This is a genomic window from [Clostridium] scindens, from assembly GCF_019597925.1.
Lineage (GTDB): Bacteria > Bacillota > Clostridia > Lachnospirales > Lachnospiraceae > Clostridium_AP.
Genome location: NZ_CP080442.1, coordinates 3081358 through 3103364 on the forward strand (window position 1 = coordinate 3081358; position 22007 = coordinate 3103364).

Sequence of the window (22007 nt, forward strand, 5' to 3'; positions counted from 1 at the left end):
TTGTATCTATTATAGCAGGATAAAGTTACAGTTGGGTGACTAAACTTCGCGCTGCCACGTGCTATTCCCCCTTACCCAGACATTTTGCCCCTCTGAGCCGCTCGACAAGCGTCTCCTTCGAAAAGTTTTTCATAGATATCAGCGTTATAAGCAGAGGAACCACGATCAGAACAACGGCATAAACGGCAAAAAGCGTCCACGGGAATGCAAAAGTCATGTAATAGGCCCCGCCGTTACGAAGCAGGCTCACAAGCACATATCCAAGCAGCGTGCCGGCAGTCATTGTCACACCCACAGCCGCAAGGACTAAGATCAGGCTTTCGCACAATAGCATTTTTCTAATCTGCCCTTTTGCCATACCGATAGACTCAAGCACTGCCAGTTCCTGCTCTCTTGTAACAATATTTGTGATCAGCGTATTCATCATGCTCAGTATGCTGAACATCATAATAAAGATGGCAAGCCCGCTGATGGCACCGAACACGGAATCTGCTGTTTTCGTATAGAAGGCCTTTCTTTCCGCAAGGCTTTCCATGCTTAATTCCGATTTTTCCTCAACCATCTGTGTTAAGATTTCTCCTACTTCCGCTTCCTTATCAGGCTCAGTCGATACAAGCAGATGCGAATTCAGGCTCTCATAGGAAATAAGCTTCCATATTGCCTGTTCAGGCATTAAAAACCAGCCCTCCACGAACTTATTATCCATTGTAAACTGACGGTTCAGAGTACCAAGAATCGTAACCTCTTTTTCCGCCATCTGCCTGCCATCATAATAGCGCAGGGTAATTTTATCCCCCACGCGAAACTGCCAGCCATAGATTTCCTTTGCATTCGCATTATCAGATACCAGGATATAATCGCCGCTCATCAGTTTGCTATAGTCCGCATCCCCATCCTCAACATACTTCCTGATTTCCTCTGTCTCCTTTTCTGTCAGAGGGTATATAGAATCATCATTATCATATTCATCCTGCTGCGCGTAATCGAAACGCACGCCGAAATTCTTAATCTGCGCCACACTTTTCACGCCGTCTAAAGCAATGATGTCCTGAATCATTTTTTCATCCAACGGCTTATTTGCCTGCAAGCCGCTCATCCCGTTTTCGTCCGACTCGACAGCCGCATCGCTATAGCGGATATCAAATTCCGCATCCTCAAATACCCCTTGCCGTGCATACCCTTCTTTATCGAACGAGGTCATAAAGGCCGCTGCCGTCATAAACAGAATACCGCCAAACGCAAGGGATAGCATTGTAACACCTGCTTTTTTCTTGTTCTTGGTAAAATTCATCGCGCCTAAGGAAAGCGGCGTCAACTTGCGGCACATTTTCTTATTTGCAGTCTGCTTCTTATCATCTTGCGGTATATAGCGCAGGGCCTCCATCGGAGACATGGCAGACGCCAGCTTAGCCGGCTTGCGGACTGAAATCATTGTGATAACATAGATGACCGCAAAGACGCTGGCCGCTATCAGCAGCGTGTTGACCATGCTAAATCCTGATGGGATGATCAAATACCCTGCAACGCCTCCCGCCAAGAGCCCGATAGGCGAAGCAAACGCAGCCAGTCTTCTGCCTTCCTTTGAAACCAGACTTTTCATCTGCTTCTTTGTCATTCCTATCGTACGCAACTGGCCATACTGATGGATCTTTCCAATCACAGACAGATAAAACACGCCGTAAATCACCAGAATGCAGGCAAACAGGATAATCGCGCCTGCCAGCGCATACAGCAATATATCCCGGGAGTCCGCAGATAATGACTCAAGATACGCTTTCGACGGACTTACATATTTTCTTTCAACTCCTGCCTCTCTTCCGATAAGGTACATTGCTTCCTTGCACTCCTCCGGGCCCATCGCTGCTGCGCCACGCAGTTTGGCATAGACCTCGTAGGGCATATCCTTTAACTGGCTTCCGCTATCGGCATAAGATTTTGAAAAAAATACAGCAAACCGCTTTGCTGTCTCTTCGCCACTTAAGATGCCTGTGACCGTAAAGGTTTCCGAATTCCCATCACAAAAGTCCAGCGTTATCTGGCTTCCAATCTGTATGGGTATTCCCATTTTTTTCAGCATGGCCGCCTGCACGGCGATCTCATTTTCCCGTTCGGGCAATTTTCCGCTTTTTGTCTCCGCGATCCTGATTTCGTCCGACAGTTCGCTGACATAATAAGGTATTACGCTAAATCCATCCATATCAGAAACCGCGCCTGTCTTTACCTGTATTTGATAGGCAATCCTCTCATCCATTTTCAGCGCTTCTGCCTGACTGGCCGACAGATTATAATAGCCCACTTGCTGCGCGTGGGAAAGCTGTCTTTTCGTATCTTCCTTCTGGCCAGCGGCATACATCAGAATCCCCATAAGCAGGGCAGATGCCAAAGCAATCGTAATCATCACGAATGTATTACGCATACGGCTATACTTCAGGCTCTGCTTTGACATCCGTGTTAACATTTCTGTCCTTATCCTTTTACTACTCATTTCGAACGCTCCTTATGTGTGATTTTTCCATCCTCAATGCGAATTCGCATATCCGCTTTTTCTGCGATTTCAGGATTATGGGTAATCATAACAATAGTCTGGTGAAACTTTTCGCTTGTCATTTTTAAGAGATCGATGACCTTTTCACTGGTACGGCTGTCAAGATTACCCGTCGGCTCATCCGCAAGAATAATCGCAGGCTTAGAGATCAAGGCTCTCGCAATCGCAACTCTTTGCTGTTGTCCGCCCGATAAATGATTCGGATAGTTAGAAAGTTTCCCGTCTAATTCCAGAAAATCTATAATTTCCTCCAAAAGCTTCTTATCCTCTGTTTTCCCGTCCAGACGCACCGGCAGTACAATATTTTCATAGGCAGTAAGGTAAGGAATGAGATTGTAATTCTGAAAAATGAAGCCGATCCGCCTTCTGCGAAATACCGCGAGATCCTCCTCGCGCATCGTCTCCAGACTGTTATTTTCCACCTGTACGCTGCCTGATGTAGGCCTGTCAAGTCCTCCGAGCATATGGAGCAGCGTGGATTTACCACTGCCCGAGGTTCCTATGATAGCAGCAAACTGTCCCTTTTCTATGGAAACATTGATATCGTCCAATGCCCTGACAAGGCTTTCATCCTTTCCATAGTACTTCTTTAAATGCGATGTACATAATATTGACATGGCTAATATCCTCCTTAAGTTTCTACATTTTAGTGATAACCTCATCATACTCAGCCGCAAAAAAATGACAATAGCAGCCGCAAAATCTAATATCCACGCCGCAATATCTATGAAAAGCATAAAAAAAGAGCCTGTTTTCCTTTCGAAAACAAGCTCGTATTCGCTTTAATCTTCCTTAACGGGCAGTAATATTTTCAAAGCAAATTTCCCGCCCTTTCGTACTGTGATACAAGTTCCGCCATACTTTTCAGCGCTTTTCTGCATATTGGGAATGCCGAAGCCGTGCAGGAAATCATCTGGCTTTGATGTTCTGTCATGCTCGGCTTTCTCCTCTATACAGTTATTTTCAATTAGAATGGATACAAAATCCCGCACCCGTCCCGCCTTAACCAGAATAATCCGCTCTTCTTGCGGCAGTTTTTCACTCGCCTCGATCGCGTTATCTATTCCGTTGCCGAACAAAGTACTGATGTCTAAAGGCTTGATAAAGTCAATTCCGCCAAAATCTATCATAACTGAAAAGTCAATCTTTTTTTCACGCATCTTTTCTGCCTTATCTTTGATAATGACATCCAGAAACCGATTGCCTGTGTGGATATAATCCTCATAAGCCGCTATCTGCGACCGGAGCTGCTCTGCCATTTGATGCATGGCATCCGTCCCTTGGCCACCCTCAAGCAACAGCAGATGGTTCTTCATATCGTGGTAGAGCGAGCATACGCGCTCTTCATCTTTTTGCTTGTCCTGGTAATATTTGTATTGCCGTTCTAGTAACGCTAGCTGTATTTTCGACTGCTGTTCCTGCTCTTTTAGATAATAGTTATTCTTTATATACAGGAAAACAACAGCAAAGGAAACGCTTATGACAATTAAAAGCATATCAAATCTTTGATCAAATCCGGCATTTAAATTATTTTTTATCTTTTGAATGACACTTATGTGATATAGTAAAAAAGCGACTATTTCAAAAAGCAATACAATGATAAAATCCTTGTTGTTAAGCCGATATCGGAAATTTCTAAACATCAGGTACAATACAGCGGAAACAGACACCGTCAAAGACAGGCAGACCAAGTAGATAGGAATCGGAGCCATTGCTATATCATCCACGAGAACTGCTTGCGGAAATTGAAATATTTCTGCTATTCCGGTTGAAATTATTTCTATTGTACCTACAAAGACAATGGACATGAACGCAGCAATCATAGAATTACGGATAGATACTTTGTAGCACAGCATATATAAGATGATCAGCAAAAGCAGGACGCAGGGGAGTTTATACGTCGCATCCACAATAAACCAGGTCCATAAAAAGGTCGTTGCCGTAATTATTACAGGCGGCATCCATCTTGAAAACTTCGCACGCGGCTTTCTGCACAGAGTTTCGCCCATTACAAAAATAATGAGGGATTGAGAGAAAGTCGTTATTATATCCAGTGCCTGATAGATCCACATCATAGCATATCCCCCCAGAAGTCTGCCAATCTTGCCATAAACGCTTTGCGTTTCGGCTGGCTGATTGGGATCCGCTCCCCGGTAGCGAGTACCGCCTCGAGATTCTCCACGCTTTTTACATACGCCATATTCACGATAAAACTTGCATGGCACTTGGCAAACAGTCTCTGTGTTTCCAAAAGAGCCGAGATTTCTTTCATACTTTTATATATGACCTGTTCCTGTCCCTCAAAATGAAGCAGTACATTGCGTTTGCAGGTTTCTGCATAACGCAGATTTTTATAAAGAACTTTGTATTTCCCCATATCGTTTGAAAACGAGAGGTATGGCTCGTCTTTTCCGTGATAATGGCTGAAGAAACGGTCAAGTTCTATTTTTAGCCGGGCATATTTTATTGGTTTGAGCAAATAATTGACCGCGCCGTATTCATAGCCTCTCCATACATACTGAGGTAGGGAAGTCAGGAAGAACAGGCCGACGGCATCATCCATCTTACGGATTTCCTCTGCCGTATTCAGGCCGTCTAGTTTTTCCATTTGAATATCCATAAAAATCAAATCAGTATCCGTCTGGTAGCCTTTGAGCAAGTCACTTCCGTCACAAAACTCCGTGATTCGAAACTTTTTTCCGCTCTCTTTTTCATATCTGCGCAGCAAGTTCGTAATCTCACGAATAAATTCTTTTTCGTCATCGCAAATTGCTATATGGTACACAAAAAACACCTCGTTTTATGCTTACTTTCAATCCATTATTATACAGTAAATATAACAAATCCACAATTCTTTAACCCAAAAACGCTGTCCAATGTCTATACGAATTCTCCTTACAATGATAAAAATTTAGATCATTTCTTCTGTGGCGGTGATCTTTTATTCAGTTGATAGTATTAAGAATTGGATAAAGTTTATGTACAGTGATACAATGATCGCATAAACAACTTGGAATTTATGGAGGCGAATACAATGAGTAAAGAGTATATTATTCCAGCCTGTTCTGGAATGAAAATCGATGTTAAGCAGGGTCAAAGCATTACAGTGATCGATATTGAAGGCGGCCAAGTGGTAGATTTTTTTGCCGAAGCGACTGGAAATGTAAATGAATTTCTTTCAACCGGTGTGACGATAGACTGTAACGAGTCTCTAAAGTTAAATGTTGGTAGCATAATTTATACCAATTTATATCAACCCATGATGAAGGTACTTTCTGACGATGTGGGAGAACACGATTTGCTTCATCCATGTTGCAGACCGGAAATGTATGACTTCTTTTATCAAAACGGCGGAGGACACCCCAGCTGCTTTGATAATATCAATAAGGCGCTTGCAGTGTTTCCGAAAGCAAATGCAATAGCGGAAAGTGTTCCCCTATTAAAATTGTTGTCGATTAGAACAGTTTCCAGAAACATCAGAAATTAAAAGAATAAGCAAAAAGTGCTTCAAATCCTCTGTTTACAAGGATTTGAAGCACCTCACACCAATGCCGCAGACCGGAATCGAACCGGTACGGGAGTATAAGTCCCGCAGGATTTTAAGTCCTGTGCGTCTGCCAGTTCCGCCACTGCGGCATATGGGACCTATAGGGCTCGAACCTATGACCCTCTGCTTGTAAGGCAGATGCTCTCCCAGCTGAGCTAAGATCCCATAAAAACAAACATAATAGCCTCGCCTCAAAGTTAATCTAACTTTGTCAAGTCGGCAGGCTGCGACTCTCTCATCAGGCTTTTTACTCTTGCCAAATGATCGTGCCGACGACCCAGAAGAGACTCGAACTCTCGACCTCCGCCGTGACAGGGCGGCGCTCTAACCAACTGAGCCACTGGGCCAGATAATGGACCTTCGGGGACTCGAACCCAGGACCGATCGGTTATGAGCCGATTGCTCTAACCAACTGAGCTAAAGGTCCAAAATCATAAAAGTCCCTTATAGGACTAAGCCGATGATCGGACTCGAACCGATAACCTGCTGATTACAAATCAGCTGCTCTGCCAATTGAGCCACATCGGCGAATTTCAAATGACTCCGACGGGAATCGAACCCGTGTTACCGCCGTGAAAGGGCGATGTCTTAACCGCTTGACCACGGAGCCATTACAGCCTGTCCCCGGAAATATCGACAAATAATTCCTTGAGCGACCGAGTTATATATTATCACATGGGCACACTTTTTTCAAGCCTTTTTCTAAAAAAACAAAAAAATATTACAGTAAATAGCCAAGCGCTATCAGCAGATAACTATAGCCTATATTTTTTCTTACCTTTAAATACATAATTCCCGCCAGAATAGAAAATATCATGCAGGAGATGCCATTCCACACTTCGATCCCCACGCCTCTTGATACAAAGTGGAATCCACCCCAAGTCAGCGCCAGCAGCATGCCCCCAAAGGGAAAATTACTCTCTCTTCCCAGCAGCATCTCCGACGCCTTCTGTCCATATACAATAATCAGCAGGACAAGCCCCACTTCCAGCAAATAATAAAGATACTGGGAACAGAACTGGAACACATCCTTTCCCTTGGCTTCTCCGATCACCTTCCATGTATGCCAATCCAGGAACGTCAATATCTTGCATCCCGCAAAGCAGGCCAGGGCAGCTGCCCAGTCCCTGGCAGCGATCTTCTCAGTCCGGCCTCCTATTCTTACAGGAAATCCATATTGCGTTCTTGTATATGCCAGCATTCCTATTATCACCGCCAGCCATACTGCTGCCGTTATGATACAGTGAACGCCTCTCTGGTGCGGCGTATAATTAAAGATATCAACGTTGAGCAGCCATCCATCTATCACAAATATAGTGAAATATTCCAGAAGAAATGCCAGGAATCCAATCAGGCCGATCCAAAGATAATTTTTCCAGCTCGCTTCTTTTTTCATGATGATTTTCCTGCCCCTTTACCCTTGGATAACTTGCTACCCATATACTAGCACTCCTGGTTCTGCCACACAACATAATATATCCTTCAATTGATAAATAATTTATATTTTGTTATAATAAACAAAAATGTTCACGGAGGTCTTGACTATGACATCAGCCTTTCAGGATTTAATTAAAAATACCACCTTAACGAAAAAGGAAAGCCAGATTGCTGATTATGTTCTCAACAATTTCAGGGAAGTATGCTTTATGACCTCGACTGAATTGGCTGAAAAACTGCAGATAAGCCATTCCTCCGTCATCCGTTTCACAAAGGATCTCGGCTATTCCGGCTATACGGAATTCCAGCGTGCAATCAGGGCACAGTACAACGACTATATTGACAATCATTCTGATGCGCCAACGATACCTACCGTCAAACTGACGCAGAGCCTGGAGAAACTGACCGGCGCAAGCATCCGGGAAGCCGTATATGAGACTACTTGCAACAATTTACAGTCTGTCATTATGCATAGTCCATCGGATCTATTTGAAAATGCAAGCGACGCCATCATAGCCGCCCAGTCAAAATATATCGTCGGCTCCAGGGGATGTGCCGCATCCTCCGCGTTCCTTTCCATCATATTAAAGGATACCTTGCCGATGGTATTTGCAGAGCCCGCAGGCATTATGAATACGTTCGATTTTCTGTCCGACATCAGCCGAAAAGACTGTCTGATCGCAATCAGTTACCCACGCTATTCCAAACTTACTTATCTTGCAGTAGAGATGGCTGCCAAGGCAAAGGCCACCATCATCGTATTAACGGATACGCCCACGGCTCCTCTTGCCCGCTATGCAGACTATCTCCTTACAAATTCCGTGGATTCCCTCGCGTTTTTCAATTCGCAGATTCCTGCCCTGTTCACAGCGGAATTATTGTGCACATACATCTGCAAAAAAATAGGAAATAAAAACGAGGAGAAGCTGAGGCTGATTGACAGATTTACCTCCGCACTGGAACTGTACTAGATTCTTTACAATAACGACAGGAAAGAGCAGGCGCGCAGTGATCAGCGCGTCTGCTCTTCTTTGCTTCTATTTATCATAGATGGCTATATCCGTCTTATTTAACTGGCAGGATACTACCGTAGTGCCAACCAGATCGCTGGTGTTATTCAGCACCGTATGAGCCGGATCGATCGCCGGCCAGATTGCCGCCAGGATAGGAATCAAGGAAAGCGGCATGCCCATCGTTTCAAGAAGCACCGTAGACATGACGATTCCCGCTCCCTTTACTCCTGCTGCGCCTACAGACAGGATGATTCCAAGGAAGATGAACTGGACGACTCTGCCAGGCGTAATCGCGAATCCATAAAGATTGGACGCAAAGATACAGCAAAGTCCGATAAATAATGAAAATCCATTCATACCGCAAGTATTGCCAAGCGGCAGGGTAAATCCATAGATATTCTCTGGGATTCCCAGCTTCTCCTGTGCCGTCTTGATCGAGACCGGAAGCGTTGCGGCAGAAGATGTGGTGGAGGCTGCCACGATTATTGGCTCGACAATCTTCTTCATAAACCGAAGCGGCTGTAGTTTCGCAAGGAATTTGATGATTACTGGATATAATACAATCAGGACTATAATCGCGCATACATAATCCGTCACGATGAACACCAGCACTTCTTTCATAGTAGAGCCGCTAATCGTCGCTACCATCGTCGCCATAAGGGAGGCAATTCCAATCGGCGAGAATGCCATCACAAATTCCGTGATCTTCAGCATTGCTTCGCTCCCCTGGTCAATCACCTTGATCAGCAGTTCCGCTTTCTGCCCCAGCGCAAGAAGGGCGACTCCTAAGAAAATCGCAAATATAATAATCTGAAGCATGTTTGCTTCCTGCATGGACTGCACGATATTCTCCGGCACCCACGAAATGATATTATCAATGAAGCTATAGGATACGCTCTCAACTTCTGCCGACGCATCCAAGAATTCCGTCGTCCCTCTTCCCGGCTGCACGATGAACCCGGCCAGGACTCCGATACATGCCGTAATTCCAGAAGTAACAATGATATATAATATAAATCTTAATCCGACCGTATATAACTGCTTGATGTCGCCCATCTTGCAGACGCCACTGGTAATGCTAAAAAATACCAGCGGAACCATCAGCATTTTCAAAAGCCTTAGGAATATATCCCCCAACGGTTTCAAAGTATCGGCTGCCTTTGGCGAGATGAACCCGATAGCCAGGCCGATCACGATACCGATCAATATCTTTTTCCCCAATGATAATTTTCTTAATTTCCCCATGTCTCTTCCTCCTTAACCTGCATATTCTCTGGCTATCTCGCCGGTTATTTTCAGGAACTTATCAATGTCTTCCGTTCCGTGGCAATGCAATGGAGATACCCGGATCGCCCCTGTAAGTCCCAATGCTTCTACAATTCGTTTGGAATATATGCTTGTATTGATCCGTTCGTAGACCGTAACGCCCCGCTTCTGGTATTCGGCTACGCACTGTGTATAATCTATATTGTCGATTCCAATTGCCGCAATCAGATCTCTGCAAGTGAGGTCTTGCGTATCCGTATATATATGTACGCCTTCTATATGCCGAAGCCCGGGAATCTCCTCGGTTCCTTCCAGCATATGGTATAAAAGCGCTCTTTCCTGGAGATGGATTCTCCTCATTCCTTCCTTATATAATGCCTTTCGGTCATCGCTATCTATAAAATGCTTCCCAATACTGCATACATAATTGATAATTTCCATCGCCGCCGCAAAATTTCCCGGAGAACAGGTGCCAAGCTCGAACGTCTTCTGTTCTTTTGCCAGCAGCCGGTGATGCGGCATATTGGCCACGCGATCTGAGACATAGGCAAATCCGCATCCCCGTACTCCAAAGAATTTATAAGGCGCAAAATTCATTCCGTCTATCTGCAGCTTATCTACATCCATCGTGCAGTGCGGCGCGTGCTGAACCGCATCGCTGATGATATAGATATCCGGGTTGATCTGTCTGGCTCTTCTGGCGATCTCTTCCAGATCCATAATCGTACCCGATATATTTGACGCTGCCATAATGCTCAGAAGGCAGGTATCCTGATCGATATACTTTACCACTTCGTCCGGGTCTATTCCTCCCGTCTCATGATTTGCAGGAACGACCCGCATTTCTTTTCCCGTCTTCCGGCAGTAGTATTCCATCGCATCGTAGGATGACGGATGTTCGATAGCGGATGTAACGGCATTTTTGCCTCCCGTGTTCTCCATGATAATGCCAACCATCTGGAACATGGTCTGCGAGGCGGTAAGTTCCGTCATTAACGCGCCGCTTTTCGCTCCGAAGATGATTTCCAGAATCTCTCTGGCGCCCTCCTTTGCCAGTTCCTTCAAGCCCATGCCCCTCGCATGAATCCTCTCCGGACAGTCAGGGAACATTTCCAGTTCCGCCTTTGCCTCTACGCAGCTTCTCAGCCGCAATGACCCGCCGGAGTTGTCAAAAAATAACCGCTCTCCATACTTAGGATCACCATCTGGATAGCAGAACCTGCCTTTTAGTTCTTTCTGGAATGATTCATCAAATAAAATTCCTTTTGTTTCGTCCATAATATCTCCCTTCTTTTAAACATATTTGTTTTTTTCTTAAATATCCCGGATATATTTGTTTATAATATTTATAGCATATTGTTGGCTTTTTTTCAATATAAAAAAATAATATTGTCTATTTTGACATAAAAAAAGATGCTATACGCTCTATCCGGTCAATGGAGCATATAGCATTCTTTTATTCTAATAGGCCAGACGTATAAATTCCAGCAGTTCTTCCTCGTTTTCCAAGGGTTTAAACCATGCTTTCGTGTCAACAGCCCCAAACAATGCGTGCGCTGCTTCAGGAAGGACTTCCGCCTCCACCTTGTTCTTAAGGCCTGACAGCCTGGTCGGAAGGCCCAGTTCCTCCACAAACTCTTCGTATTTGGCAATCGCCTGCCTTGCGATCGTGAATTCATCCTGGTTTCCGTCGATTCCCCATACGTTTCTTCCCCACCTTGCATATCTCGGGGCCGTCGCATCATTCAGGGAATACTTAAACCATGCCAGAGAGACAATCGCGATTCCCGCACCATGAGGAAGGCTGAAATATCCACTCAGCATCTTCTCTGTGGAATGGAGATTCCCGACAAAATCGCGTCCCTGATCCGCAAGGTGCGTGATTGCCAGTTCCGCCGCCCACAGAAGCTGCGCCCTCGACTCGTAATCCTTCGGACACATCATGACTTTCCGGCCATGCTCGATGCAAGTCTTCTGGAGAATCTCGGAGAATCCATCCTGGATGCTTCCCAGGCTGTTGCTGAAATATCCCTCGTAAGAATGGCTCATAATATCCACAATCCCGCAGGCCGTCTGGAATGGCGGCACGGAAAAGGTATAGGACGGATTGGCAAACACTGCCGCAGGCCTTACTAGATTCGTCCGATAGTCCATTTTCTTATGCTCCTCGTAATTGGCCATTACGGTTACATTGGACACTTCCGAACCACTGGCAGCTATGGTGGGAACCGTAATAATGGGGAGCGCTTTTGTTACTTCCGCCTTCCCTTCATAGAAGTCCCAGCAGCTGCCGTCATGGAACACAGAAAAGCTCATTGCCTTTGCGGAATCTATGGTGCTGCCCCCGCCCAAGGCTACGATGCAGTCGGCCTCTGCCTCCTTGCACAGTAACACTGCCTTATCTACCGTAGAATGTCTGGGATTTGGCTCAATGCCCGTAAACTCCGTCACCTCAATCCCGTTATCTTTGCACAGCGCATACAGATAGTCATATGCGCCCGTAGCCTTTGCCGGAATCTCATCATACAGGAAGAAGAGCCTCTTCCCATATTTTAAGACTGTTTCCGGCAGATCTTTTAATACGCCTTTTCCAAAATGAATCTCTGTCGCCAGATGAAACTTAAACTCTACCATTTTTCCTCCTTTTACTGCTTCCTTATTATATAAATACTGCTTATAACTTCCTTGTTATTTCGTATGCCGCGCCAATCTGCGTAGTAATGCTTCCAATGCCGTTGCCCGCTACAATATCAAAGGTCTCGATTCCACAGCCGTTCAATTCCTTGCAGATGGACGGTCTCGCACGAAAGCCGATGGCTATGATCACGTCATCAGCCTCGATCTCCTTTTGATTGCCATCCTTATCCAGCACCACGGCCCCCTTATCCGTGATACGGTCAAGCCTGTGGCCCATCAATTTCTCAACATGGTTTCTGGAAAGCAGTTCATTGAGCATATCCCTTACCCAGAACGGAACTCCGTTGGGATCGTTGGCGCAGATATCGTCAAGCGCTTCTACCAGGTATACTTCTTTGCCTTCTGCCCCCATATCATATGCCATCTCCGCGCCTACCAGTCCGCCGCCTACGATGACTACCTTCTGCCCCGCTTCCTTCTTGCCCAAAAGGATATCCGTGCATGCCACTGCCTTCTTCGAATCGATCCCTTCAATAGCGCGGGGCATCAGCGGCTCGGAGCCAATGGCAAAGATGACGGTGTCCGCGCCGCTTGCCTTCAGCAGTTCCGGCGTTGCCTCCGTATTCATCCTTACTCTCACCCCAAGATCCTTCAGTTCGCCAATATACCATTCATTCAGCGCCCGAATGCTGCCCTTGAAGGAATGCACCCCTGCATCAAAGAGACGGCCGCCCAGCTTATCCGCTCTCTCCAGCAGTTCTACCTCATGTCCGCGGGCTGCGGCATTTCGCGCCGCTTCCATGCCGCAGACGCCTCCGCCAACCACCACCACATGCTTCGGCTGAACCGCTTTCGTCATTCCATACAGGCCTTCCTTCATTCCCTGCGGATTCACGGTGCAGGTGGCAGAGCCTTTGTTGAACGCAGAGGCCATACAGTTGCCGCAGGCAATGCAGGGACGGATTTTTTCCGGTCTTCCCATCTGCAGCTTCTTGACATAATATGGATCTGCTAGGGACGCTCTTCCAAGAGCCACGCCATCCGTCTCGTTGTTTCTGACTGCCTCCTCGCACAGATTGGGATCGTCCATCCGTCCCGCCGTAAATACCGGGATAGACACAGCCTCCTTCAGCCTTTTTGAAAGATACAGGTTATATCCTTTCGGAATATAGGCCGGAGCTACGCAGTAATAGAAGGAATCGTAGATTCCAGAGTTCACATCCAGCATATCATATCCAAAACGCTCCAGCAGTTTCGCAATTTCCACCGCCTCTTCGATGGTTCTTCCTGCCTCCTCGGTTCCGTCGATAGATGCCTGGTTAAATCCTTTGATGTAGGATTTCATTCCCATCCTCATAGCAACCGGGAAGTCCTGCCCGCATTCAGCCTTGATCCCTTCCACAATCTTACGGGCGCATGTCAGACGCTTTTCCAGGGTCCCCCCATACTCATCGTCCCGCTGGTTGGATATCTCCATGGCCATCTGGTCCAGCAGGTATCCCCAATGCATGGCGTGAACCTCCACGCCATCGAACCCGGCTTCCTTTGCCATTTTGGCAGTCTTGATCATATATCCTATCTTCGTCTCAATCTCTTCTGCCGTCAGCACGCCGGTAATCTCGGAAGGATCCGCATATCTAGGAATTGGGGATGGCGCTTTCTGGCCAGGCCTCATGCGCCCATGCCCGAATCCAATCTGCATGAAGGTCTTCGCCCCGTAATAGTGAATGCGTTCCACCAGCCTGCATGCGCTCTCCCGCCATTTGCCAGGAGCGTAAGACGGCGGAACAACGCCGTCAATCAGATTCGGCTTATCGGTCTCCATATCCACAATGACGCTTCCCAGCACGATCAGCCCAAATCCTCCCCGAGCCCGCTCCAGATAATACTCGATAGTGTTATCCCTATATTCGCCGCGGGTACCGCCCATATCTCCGGTACCCATGGCTGCCACAGAAAAGCGATTCTTTAGCGTAAGCCTGTTTCCTATCTTAATCGGTGAAAATAAATGTTCATATGTATTTCCCATAATTGCCACTCCTTCTTAATCCTTGATGTATGCTGCCAGAGAGGTCCTGAACAGTTGGTAAATATCTTCTCTTGTCAATTCTTCCGGATTCGCTTCCAGACGCCAAGTCTGCTGTTTCATAAACATATCCGTCCATTTCTGGATCTCTTCTTCTGTCACCTCAATCTGTACATCCCGGTTGGTAAGCTTCCTCACATAGTCTGCAAAGTCAGAGGTATCCTTGAATCCGCAAGCCTCCACGATTGGCTGTACCAACGACTGGTCTTTGAAGGATTTGAGATATTCCCCGAGGAAGATTCCGCAGGCAAGCCCATGGCATACATGCTTATACTGGGACAGCGGATATCCAAGACCATGGGGCACCGTGGTGCAGGATTGCATGAACGACACGCCCTGCATCAATGAATGAGCGCTCATCTTATCATACTGCTCTTCTGACAGCGTGTTATTTAGCAGGTCATCTTTGAACTCGGCAAACAGCGCGAATGCCGCATTGGAGATTGCCCGGTTCATCACATTGGCGTCCTTGTGCAGGCATCCTTCCACGCCATGTGCCAGCGCATCGATCGCTCCGGTATCCAGAAGGAATAATGGGGCGTCTTCCAGATATCTTGGGTCCACAAAGGATATCTCCGGATAGAGCCACATATTCATAGACTCTTTTGTATCCTTATCTGCCCTGGTAAGCACGGCGCCGCCGGTTACCTCGGAGCCTGTTCCTGCTGTGGTAGGGATGGTAAACACCGGAATATCGCACATATTCTTATAGTTGTTCAGCAATTTTCCTGGCCAGAAAAAGATCTCATATGCATCGCCCGGCCCGTCATTGATATACTGGGTCAAAGCCTTTGCGGCATCCATTGCCGAGCCTCCGCCTACTCCGAATACGAAGTCCGGAACAAATCCATCCAGTTTCTCATGCATAGATACGATATTCTCTACCGGAGGGTTTTCCATCACGTCGTCAAGGACGACATACTCTACCCCCAGGCCTTCAAAGACCTCTTTCAGATCTTCCAGGGCAATATTCCTGCAGCCTTCTACAAATCTGCTGGTGACGATGACTGCCTTCTTTCCGAACTCTTCCAGCTTATCTGCATTTTCCTTTAAGCAGTTTCTCCCATAATAGATACACGTCTGCGTGTCATAACGAAATGATTTCATAATCATAACCTCCTTTACTTTTCTTTTGGCTTATTAACAACAAATACCAGAATCGCTACGATCGTTGTGAATATAAGGATTCCGATGCCTGCCTTGATCTGCGTTGCCATTCCTCCGCCAAGCGTGGCAGAGATTGCTGCCAGGATATAGGTTGCGAAGAATGGCCCTACATTGGCAATCCCCCACATCAGGGACGAGGATATGGCCGCAATACTGTCCGGCACATAGTTCAGTGCCTTTGAATAGATGGTACTGTGGGCAATGCTGGTGGCAAATGCGATGAAAAACGCGCAGATGTAGATTCCCCAGATGGTGGTATCCATGGTCAGCATGAATACCAGGCCGATGGCTGCAAGCGCGTATCCGCATGGAATCATCCAATCCTTCAGAATCTTGTTCCAGAATGGATATAAGAATGTCATCACGATCAGCGTAAATCTTACCAGCGAGGTAGCATTGCCTGCCTGGACGGACGAGCCCAGCTGATGCTCTGTAATAATGTAGTTGGATACATTGGTGTAGTAGGCGTTAATCCCAATATAGAAAATGCAGTGCAGCAGCCCGATGCCGATGATGAACATCAAAGATTTTTTAGGCACCTCGCTAAACTTGGGCGCCGGCACATTATTCTCTACCGCGATTGCTCTTCTCTCCGCTCTTGCGGCCTTATTATCGCTGTATCCGGCTTTTTTAATCATCACCAGGAAGATTGCCGTGGTCACGAAGCAGTACAGGCCGAGCAGATACGCAAACGGCCAGTTCCCGCCATCGTTTCCGGCGCCGATCCTACCGCTTAAGAATAAGATCACGAATGCCCCGCAGTTGTTGGCAACGTTATAGACCGCGATTCTTCCGGCCCTGGCATCTGACTCAAAGTTTTCTCCGATAATCGTATTCATCAGCGGCGCAAACCCTCCCTGGGCGAATCCCGCCAAAGCACATGCGACTGTATACAGGAAGAATGGCCCGTGCATCAGCCCGTTGAAGAAGAAGATCAATGAATAAGCTCCCATGCAGCACATGACGATAGTCATAAGCGCTACCTTGTTAAACCGCATGGCCAATGGCCCGATTATGAATGAAAATACTAAGGCAAACATGGTAGGAATCGTGATCAGCGAAGTTACCGTCACATCAGAGACCTCCGGATAGCTTAGGCCTATGTATGCTTTTACATTCTGCGTGATGTAGTACATCAGGATGGATGAAACGTATATGTTCATCGCCCATGTAATTTGTTTTTGTTGTTTTGTCATCTTGTTTTCCTCTCTTTTCCCTTTCTTGGACATTTTTTCACTAGTCTGAAATGATAAGCATTCGCGAAGCTTACGTGTATTTGATAAAACCTTAACACTTTGTACCCTCATTATAATTTTGGCCCGGCGGAAAAGTCCAATATAGAAACTAGCGGCCCGCCATCGAAAATTTCTATCCTCAAAAAATGCACAAAAAAACAGGCTGGAAAACGATTTTTCCAACCTGCTTTTGTCTATCATTACCATATTCAGTACTTGTCAGAAGATAATATCCTTCAGCAGCGTATCGGACAATTCTCTAAAGTAATCCCTTACGAATGCGGTGATCTGAGACAGTTTCCGGTTGCACGGCCAGGTAAGGTATAAAGGCAGAACAGACTTAGGGCTGTCCAGCTTCACCTTCGTAAGATACCTTTCGTCCACCGGAACATCTGCTGAAAGCGCCAGCCCGTTTCCCGCGGATACGGACAACTGCTGGGAGGTCCAGTCGGATACGTAAGTCAGGCGAGGGGTCAGTCCTTCTTCCTTGAACATCTCCTTAATTGCAAGATCCATATTGCTGTTCGCATCGATAGCAATCAGTTTCTCATTCTCAATCTCTGACAAGGAAACAGACTCCTTTTGTGCCAGAGGGTGGCTCTTCGGGACGATCAGCACGATCCTGTGTCTGCCAATCAGCGCAGACTCGCACCCCGATCCAATGTTTCCCGCGGATATGACAAGATCGCATTCTCCCCGCAGGAGCAGTTCCCTTAGATCCGCCCAGTTATGGTACACTTCCGTCTCAAATTCAATCTGGCTGTCTGGATGATCTTCCTTAAATTGCTGTACAAGATACGGAATCACCGTGAATACAATGCTGAAGAAGAACCCTATCTTGACATTTCCACGCATAGGGCTTCTCATGCTGGCCACCTCGTTCTTGCCATCTTCCAGCATCTTGATTCCCGCTTCCGCATACGGAAGCAGCGCATGCCCAAACTCGGTCAGGTCAATCCTCTTATTGGGACGCCGGATAAAAAGCGGCGCTTCCAATTCGGCTTCCAACTCGCGGATTGCATAACTCAAACTTGACTGCGCGACGTACAGGTTGTTTGCGGCAGCAGTGAAATGCCTGGTCTTGGCAACCTCGCAGAAATATCTCAATTGTGTCAACGTCATATCTTGATCCCCCTCTGTTGTCGAGCATTTGTCAATTCCGGAAAGAAAGTATATACCAGCCGATACTGAGCAGAAGATAGCATACGCTCAATATAGCAATCAATATCAGCGAAATGCTGACTCCTTTAAGCAAAAATAAACCAACTAATCCGAAAATTACCATAACTCCCAAAATAAATGTTCCAATTATAACAGCTAAAACTATTTTTGCCCCTTTGCTCCCCTTATCATAAAAATATTGCGGCAAAAGGAAAAGGACTAAAATCAATCCGATATCAGCCCACATCCCCATGTCTCCAAATTGGTTTGAAGTACCGCCGGTTTGCGCAAGGGGAGATAAGGTTGCCAGCACGATTATCATACACCAGATCAATGCCAGGATGATCGTTAATACCGTTGTCTTTTTCATATAGTTACCCTCCATAATGTCTCATCGTTGCTATCTTTGATTCTCCTTTATTCTAGGAAAATGAAAGTCTCTATACAATAAGGAGGGCACTAACATACGGTATCCTGGCAAAAAAGGAAGGTAAACTCCTCTTCCACGCTATATTTATTCTCATAATAAATTATGGCAGGATCCATTGTCAATTCATTATTATGTGCTTTTAAATACCTATCACTTTATATTTATGCCTGGAATGCGGCAGAATCTTAGTTAATATATCTTCCGTCTTCACCTTCATATATCCTGTTGTCGTCCCGTCGCTGCAGCCATAATATTCGGAATCTGCAACTTCCTGGTCAAAAATCACCTGAATCGTCTTCTCCCAGTATTCCTTAAAGCCTCAGACGCGTATTACTACCTGGGATGACTATGCCATTATGTCCATGGTGGAAAATGGCCTCGGCATAAGTATGCTGCATCAGCTGATTCTAAAAAGAACTCCATATCATATTGTCACAAAGGAACTGGATGTACCTGCCAGCCGCAATATCTGTTTTGCGGTGAGGAATAGAAAAACTGCTTCTCTGGCCGTGCGTCGGTTCCTGGAATACCTGGAATACCGTTAATTCCCGTTATAATTAGAGAATCATCATCGCATGAAACACATTGAACAAATATCCTACAACAATAATCCCGACCGTGCAGATTGCGATAAACACCGCCAACAGCCTGGGCTTGACGGCTTTTCTAAGCATGATCATGGATGGCAGGCTTAATGTAGTGACTGCCATCATGAACGCAAGCACTGTCCCCAGCTGCGCCCCTTTAGAAAGCAGCGCTTCCGCAACCGGAATGGTGCCAAAAATATCGGCATACATGGGGATTCCAACCAAAGTGGCAAGGATTACTCCGAATGGATTATCGCTCCCCAGCACTGCTTCTATCAGATCCTGGGGAATCCAGTTGTGTATGAATGCTCCTATGGCTACGCCAATAAGGATGTAAGGAAATACCTTTTTAAAGGTGCCTGCTACTTGCTCCCTGGCAAACTGGATTCTGTCTTTCTTCGTGAGCGTTGGCGAATCGATATCCACATTTCCCGCCTGTGCAATGAAATCCTCCACATAACGTTCCATATGCATTCTTTCAATCAGCATTCCTCCAATAACTGCGATAGCCAAGCCAATTACCACATAAGAAACTGCGACTTTCGCTCCAAATATGCTCATCAGCAGTACAAGGCTTCCCAGATCCACCATCGGGGAGGAAATCAGGAAGGAAAACGTAACGCCCAGGGGCAGCCCAGCGCTGGTAAATCCAATGAACAGCGGTATGGATGAGCACGAGCAGAAAGGCGTCACCGTCCCCAGCAGCGCTGATACCACATTTGCACCAATGCCGTGGAAACGTCCCAATATTTTCTTGCTTCTCTCCGGCGGAAAATAACTCTGGATATAAGAAATGACAAAAATCAAAAAGCATAGCAATACCGTAATCTTGATCACATCATAGAGAAAGAACTGAATGCTCCCTCCAAGTCTTGCGTTAATGTCCATGCCTGCGCCAGCCAGCAGGCTGCCTATCATTTCCCCCAGCCATTCCATGCCAAGAATCTGATCCTGTATAAATAGCAGAACTGTTTTTAATATCTCCATGATTGTACCTCCAATTGTACCTCCAATTTTCATATCAACTTTTTTTGATGTATAGGGCTTTAGAAAAGCCATCTTCAGATGGCCTTTTCATAACCTTATGCCTCGCTATTCAAGTCGGGCGTCGTAAGCTTTGCCAGACGTTTTAAGGCGCGGTCTCTTCCTGAGGCGCTTAGCCTGTAATGCGTCCACTTTCCTTCCTGCCTGCTGTCCACAATGCCTGACTCGCATAATATCTTCATGTGATACGACAATGCGGACTGGCCTATGCCCATATCATCGATCAGAACGCAGGCACATTTCTCTCCGCTTCTTAACAGGCTTATAATCTTAAGCCGCTTTTCATCACATAGGGCCTTAAATATTTTTGCGTCTTCTGTATATTCCTTTTCCATAATCCGCCCTCACATCAATTTTTTTTGATGTATATATCCTACACCTTCTTACGAAACCTGTCAATAGTTATATCAACTTTTTTTGATATGAACTTAATGCCCAGCATTTTCATCATCCTTATCTTCTTTTAAGCAAATTGCTTCCTTACTCCATCACGGTCAGCAGTTCCTTGGGCCTGCATCTTACAATCACCAGAAAGGATAAGCCCGCTGACAATGCCACGATAAGCAGTCCCATCCCACCTGCCGCTAGAACGGCTGGTGGATTTAATTCCATATTCAACTGCACATCCACGTCTACCGCATCCATATCAATCGGGCGATCAAAAGAAAAACTCGTCTCTTCTTCTAAACGCTGCTCTGTCTTGACGACAGAATCATTGTACAGCCTTTTCCCAATCTGCCCGGCCAAAGGATAAGATACTCCTATGGAAAGACAGAACGCAAGCAGGAACACTGCCGCACATTCCAGAAAATGCTGCCAGAATATATTTTTCTTGGAGATCCCGAATGACATCAGTACTCCTGCCTCATGAATCCGATCCCGCTCCCAAAGAGCCAGAAGCAGGGACAACAGTACTATGCTGATTGCCATAATCAGCCATGACGCAAGGGAAGTTATGCCGCTTAGGCGCTCCAGAGGCTCCACGCTCTTTTGGTAAGCAGTATTATTCACAGTGAGTTTTAATGATTCCCAATTTATGCCTTTTAACTTCTCTGCCTGTTTTGTTATATTATCCAGATTCTTTGGATCTTTTGCAAAGAATGCTGCGCCTCCGTTGAAATCAATCTCCTTCTTCTCCTGAAGCGCGCTTCCTATAGCCTGGCTTGTTGCAGAATCAATAAAGATAAAGTTCGCCTGTAGGTCGCATTCCGGCGTATCCGCGCTGCTTCCTTCCGCCTGCATCTCCTCAAAGATACCCGCCACTTCCAATTGGAAAGTGGTTCCGGACGCACTGCTGCCCGGATTGTCATCTTCTGTTATAGCCACAGAAAATGAATCTCCTACCTCCAGAGAATTTATCTGGGCCAGTTCGCCGGAAACCAGCGCTTTCCCGACATCCGAAGGTGCTATGTGCCGTCCTTCCTGCAGATGAAATAGATCCAGCATAAAATACTCATTCAGCGCGCTGTCCGAATTCCCCAACAAACGGGCCATCTGGGCCTTGCTGTCCGCTTCCATTGAAAACTTTCCCGCCTTAAGCACGAGTTCCGGAACCGTCAAGTAGTAGGTCGCCATCGCATTATAAGCCTTAATGCCATCAATCTGCATCACCTGATCGATCAGAGACTGATCCACCGTCTGAAGGATGTCCATCTTCTGATAGTCGGTCGCAACCTTAAAGTATCCGCCAATCTCTTCCCTGAGTCTGGCTGCGGTTCCCTCTGACGCCTGGCTGATAGCCGTGTCCACAAGAACCAGCGTCATGATCGTCAAAAACAGCACCAACAGCAACACCATCTTCCCTGTTTTCCGTGTTACATAAAGAAATGCCCTGCGCCAAGCCTTCATATCT

General features: G+C 46.3%; 20 protein-coding genes and 6 tRNA genes. 3 read left to right on the top strand and 23 right to left on the bottom strand.

The annotated features are described in order from the left end of the window. Positions 1-61: 61 nt before the first annotated feature. The 4 genes from K0036_RS14680 to K0036_RS14695 all read right to left on the bottom strand — a co-directional run bounded on the left by K0036_RS14680 (position 62) and on the right by K0036_RS14695 (position 5330). Positions 62-2458, bottom strand: coding sequence for an ABC transporter permease (locus tag K0036_RS14680; protein ID WP_259283316.1), 2397 nt, complete (start codon positions 2456-2458; stop codon positions 62-64). A gap of 23 nt (positions 2459-2481) precedes the next feature. Further along, a complete protein-coding gene (locus tag K0036_RS14685) occupies positions 2482-3162 on the bottom strand; it encodes an ABC transporter ATP-binding protein (RefSeq protein WP_220430066.1) in 681 nt (226 codons plus the stop codon). A 165-nt stretch (positions 3163-3327) separates the two neighbouring features. Next, a complete protein-coding gene (locus tag K0036_RS14690; RefSeq protein WP_220430067.1) occupies positions 3328-4620 on the bottom strand; it encodes a sensor histidine kinase in 1293 nt (430 codons plus the stop codon). Next, a complete protein-coding gene (locus K0036_RS14695; RefSeq protein ID WP_220430068.1) occupies positions 4617-5330 on the bottom strand; it encodes a LytR/AlgR family response regulator transcription factor in 714 nt (237 codons plus the stop codon). The genes K0036_RS14690 and K0036_RS14695 overlap by 4 nt, the downstream gene beginning before the upstream one ends. Positions 5331-5579: 249 nt before the next feature. Here K0036_RS14695 and K0036_RS14700 point away from each other — a divergent pair, with 249 nt between their 5' ends. After that, complete coding sequence (locus K0036_RS14700) at positions 5580-6032, top strand: urea carboxylase-associated family protein (protein ID WP_330627158.1); 453 nt, start codon at positions 5580-5582, stop codon at positions 6030-6032. Positions 6033-6094: 62 nt separating this feature from the next. Here K0036_RS14700 and K0036_RS14705 read toward each other — a convergent pair. The 7 genes from K0036_RS14705 to K0036_RS14735 all read right to left on the bottom strand — a co-directional run bounded on the left by K0036_RS14705 (position 6095) and on the right by K0036_RS14735 (position 7488). After that, positions 6095-6181 (bottom strand) — tRNA-Leu (locus K0036_RS14705). 3 nt (positions 6182-6184) lie between these two features. Then, a tRNA-Val gene (locus K0036_RS14710) sits at positions 6185-6257 on the bottom strand. Positions 6258-6365: 108 nt separating this feature from the next. Beyond that, positions 6366-6439, bottom strand: a tRNA-Asp gene (locus K0036_RS14715). A gap of 6 nt (positions 6440-6445) precedes the next feature. Then, positions 6446-6519, bottom strand: a tRNA-Ile gene (locus tag K0036_RS14720). 28 nt (positions 6520-6547) lie between these two features. Then, positions 6548-6620, bottom strand: a tRNA-Thr gene (locus K0036_RS14725). A 10-nt stretch (positions 6621-6630) separates the two neighbouring features. Further along, positions 6631-6702: transfer RNA gene (locus K0036_RS14730), tRNA-Glu, on the bottom strand. A 111-nt stretch (positions 6703-6813) separates the two neighbouring features. Continuing rightward, positions 6814-7488, bottom strand: a complete 675-nt coding sequence (locus K0036_RS14735; protein WP_220430069.1) for a hypothetical protein — start codon at positions 7486-7488, stop codon at positions 6814-6816. Between the two features lie 148 nt (positions 7489-7636). Here K0036_RS14735 and K0036_RS14740 point away from each other — a divergent pair, with 148 nt between their 5' ends. Further along, entirely contained in the window at positions 7637-8500 is an 864-nt protein-coding gene (locus K0036_RS14740) for a MurR/RpiR family transcriptional regulator (protein WP_025642510.1), read from the top strand. 66 nt (positions 8501-8566) lie between these two features. On the opposite strand, the gene K0036_RS14745 is transcribed toward K0036_RS14740, so the two are convergent. The 9 genes from K0036_RS14745 to K0036_RS14785 form a co-directional block, all read right to left on the bottom strand. Beyond that, complete coding sequence (locus tag K0036_RS14745; protein ID WP_220430070.1) at positions 8567-9787, bottom strand: dicarboxylate/amino acid:cation symporter; 1221 nt, start codon at positions 9785-9787, stop codon at positions 8567-8569. A 12-nt stretch (positions 9788-9799) separates the two neighbouring features. Further along, positions 9800-11086 carry an aminotransferase class V-fold PLP-dependent enzyme gene (locus K0036_RS14750; protein ID WP_220430071.1) on the bottom strand — a complete coding sequence of 429 codons (1287 nt, stop codon included), beginning with the start codon at positions 11084-11086 and terminating at the stop codon, positions 9800-9802. A 183-nt stretch (positions 11087-11269) separates the two neighbouring features. Next, positions 11270-12442 (bottom strand): iron-containing alcohol dehydrogenase, encoded by a 1173-nt coding sequence (locus K0036_RS14755; RefSeq protein WP_220430072.1) that lies wholly within the window; start codon positions 12440-12442, stop codon positions 11270-11272. Positions 12443-12482: 40 nt separating this feature from the next. Further along, on the bottom strand, positions 12483-14474 hold the full coding sequence (locus tag K0036_RS14760; RefSeq protein WP_025642502.1) for an FAD-dependent oxidoreductase: 1992 nt from the start codon (positions 14472-14474) through the stop codon (positions 12483-12485). A 15-nt stretch (positions 14475-14489) separates the two neighbouring features. After that, a complete protein-coding gene (locus K0036_RS14765; protein WP_025642501.1) occupies positions 14490-15638 on the bottom strand; it encodes an iron-containing alcohol dehydrogenase in 1149 nt (382 codons plus the stop codon). Positions 15639-15652: 14 nt separating this feature from the next. Then, positions 15653-16894: an MFS transporter gene (locus K0036_RS14770; protein ID WP_220430073.1), complete on the bottom strand. Its 1242-nt coding sequence runs from the start codon at positions 16892-16894 to the stop codon at positions 15653-15655. Between the two features lie 258 nt (positions 16895-17152). Beyond that, positions 17153-18055 carry a LysR family transcriptional regulator gene (locus K0036_RS14775; protein ID WP_220430074.1) on the bottom strand — a complete coding sequence of 301 codons (903 nt, stop codon included), beginning with the start codon at positions 18053-18055 and terminating at the stop codon, positions 17153-17155. Between the two features lie 31 nt (positions 18056-18086). Further along, entirely contained in the window at positions 18087-18464 is a 378-nt protein-coding gene (locus tag K0036_RS14780; protein WP_029467197.1) for a DUF5391 family protein, read from the bottom strand. 199 nt (positions 18465-18663) lie between these two features. Beyond that, positions 18664-18810 (bottom strand): hypothetical protein, encoded by a 147-nt coding sequence (locus K0036_RS14785; RefSeq protein ID WP_227035844.1) that lies wholly within the window; start codon positions 18808-18810, stop codon positions 18664-18666. Positions 18811-18880: 70 nt separating this feature from the next. Here K0036_RS14785 and K0036_RS14790 point away from each other — a divergent pair, with 70 nt between their 5' ends. Continuing rightward, entirely contained in the window at positions 18881-19069 is a 189-nt protein-coding gene (locus K0036_RS14790) for a LysR substrate-binding domain-containing protein (protein WP_334300876.1), read from the top strand. A gap of 12 nt (positions 19070-19081) precedes the next feature. Here K0036_RS14790 and K0036_RS14795 read toward each other — a convergent pair whose 3' ends face one another. The 3 genes from K0036_RS14795 to K0036_RS19170 form a co-directional block, all read right to left on the bottom strand. Continuing rightward, positions 19082-20098 carry a permease gene (locus K0036_RS14795; RefSeq protein ID WP_025642493.1) on the bottom strand — a complete coding sequence of 339 codons (1017 nt, stop codon included), beginning with the start codon at positions 20096-20098 and terminating at the stop codon, positions 19082-19084. 95 nt (positions 20099-20193) lie between these two features. Continuing rightward, positions 20194-20490, bottom strand: coding sequence for an ArsR/SmtB family transcription factor (locus K0036_RS14800; protein ID WP_220430075.1), 297 nt, complete (start codon positions 20488-20490; stop codon positions 20194-20196). A gap of 145 nt (positions 20491-20635) precedes the next feature. Further along, positions 20636-22003 (bottom strand): ABC transporter permease, encoded by a 1368-nt coding sequence (locus tag K0036_RS19170; protein WP_259283317.1) that lies wholly within the window; start codon positions 22001-22003, stop codon positions 20636-20638. Positions 22004-22007: the final 4 nt, after the last annotated feature.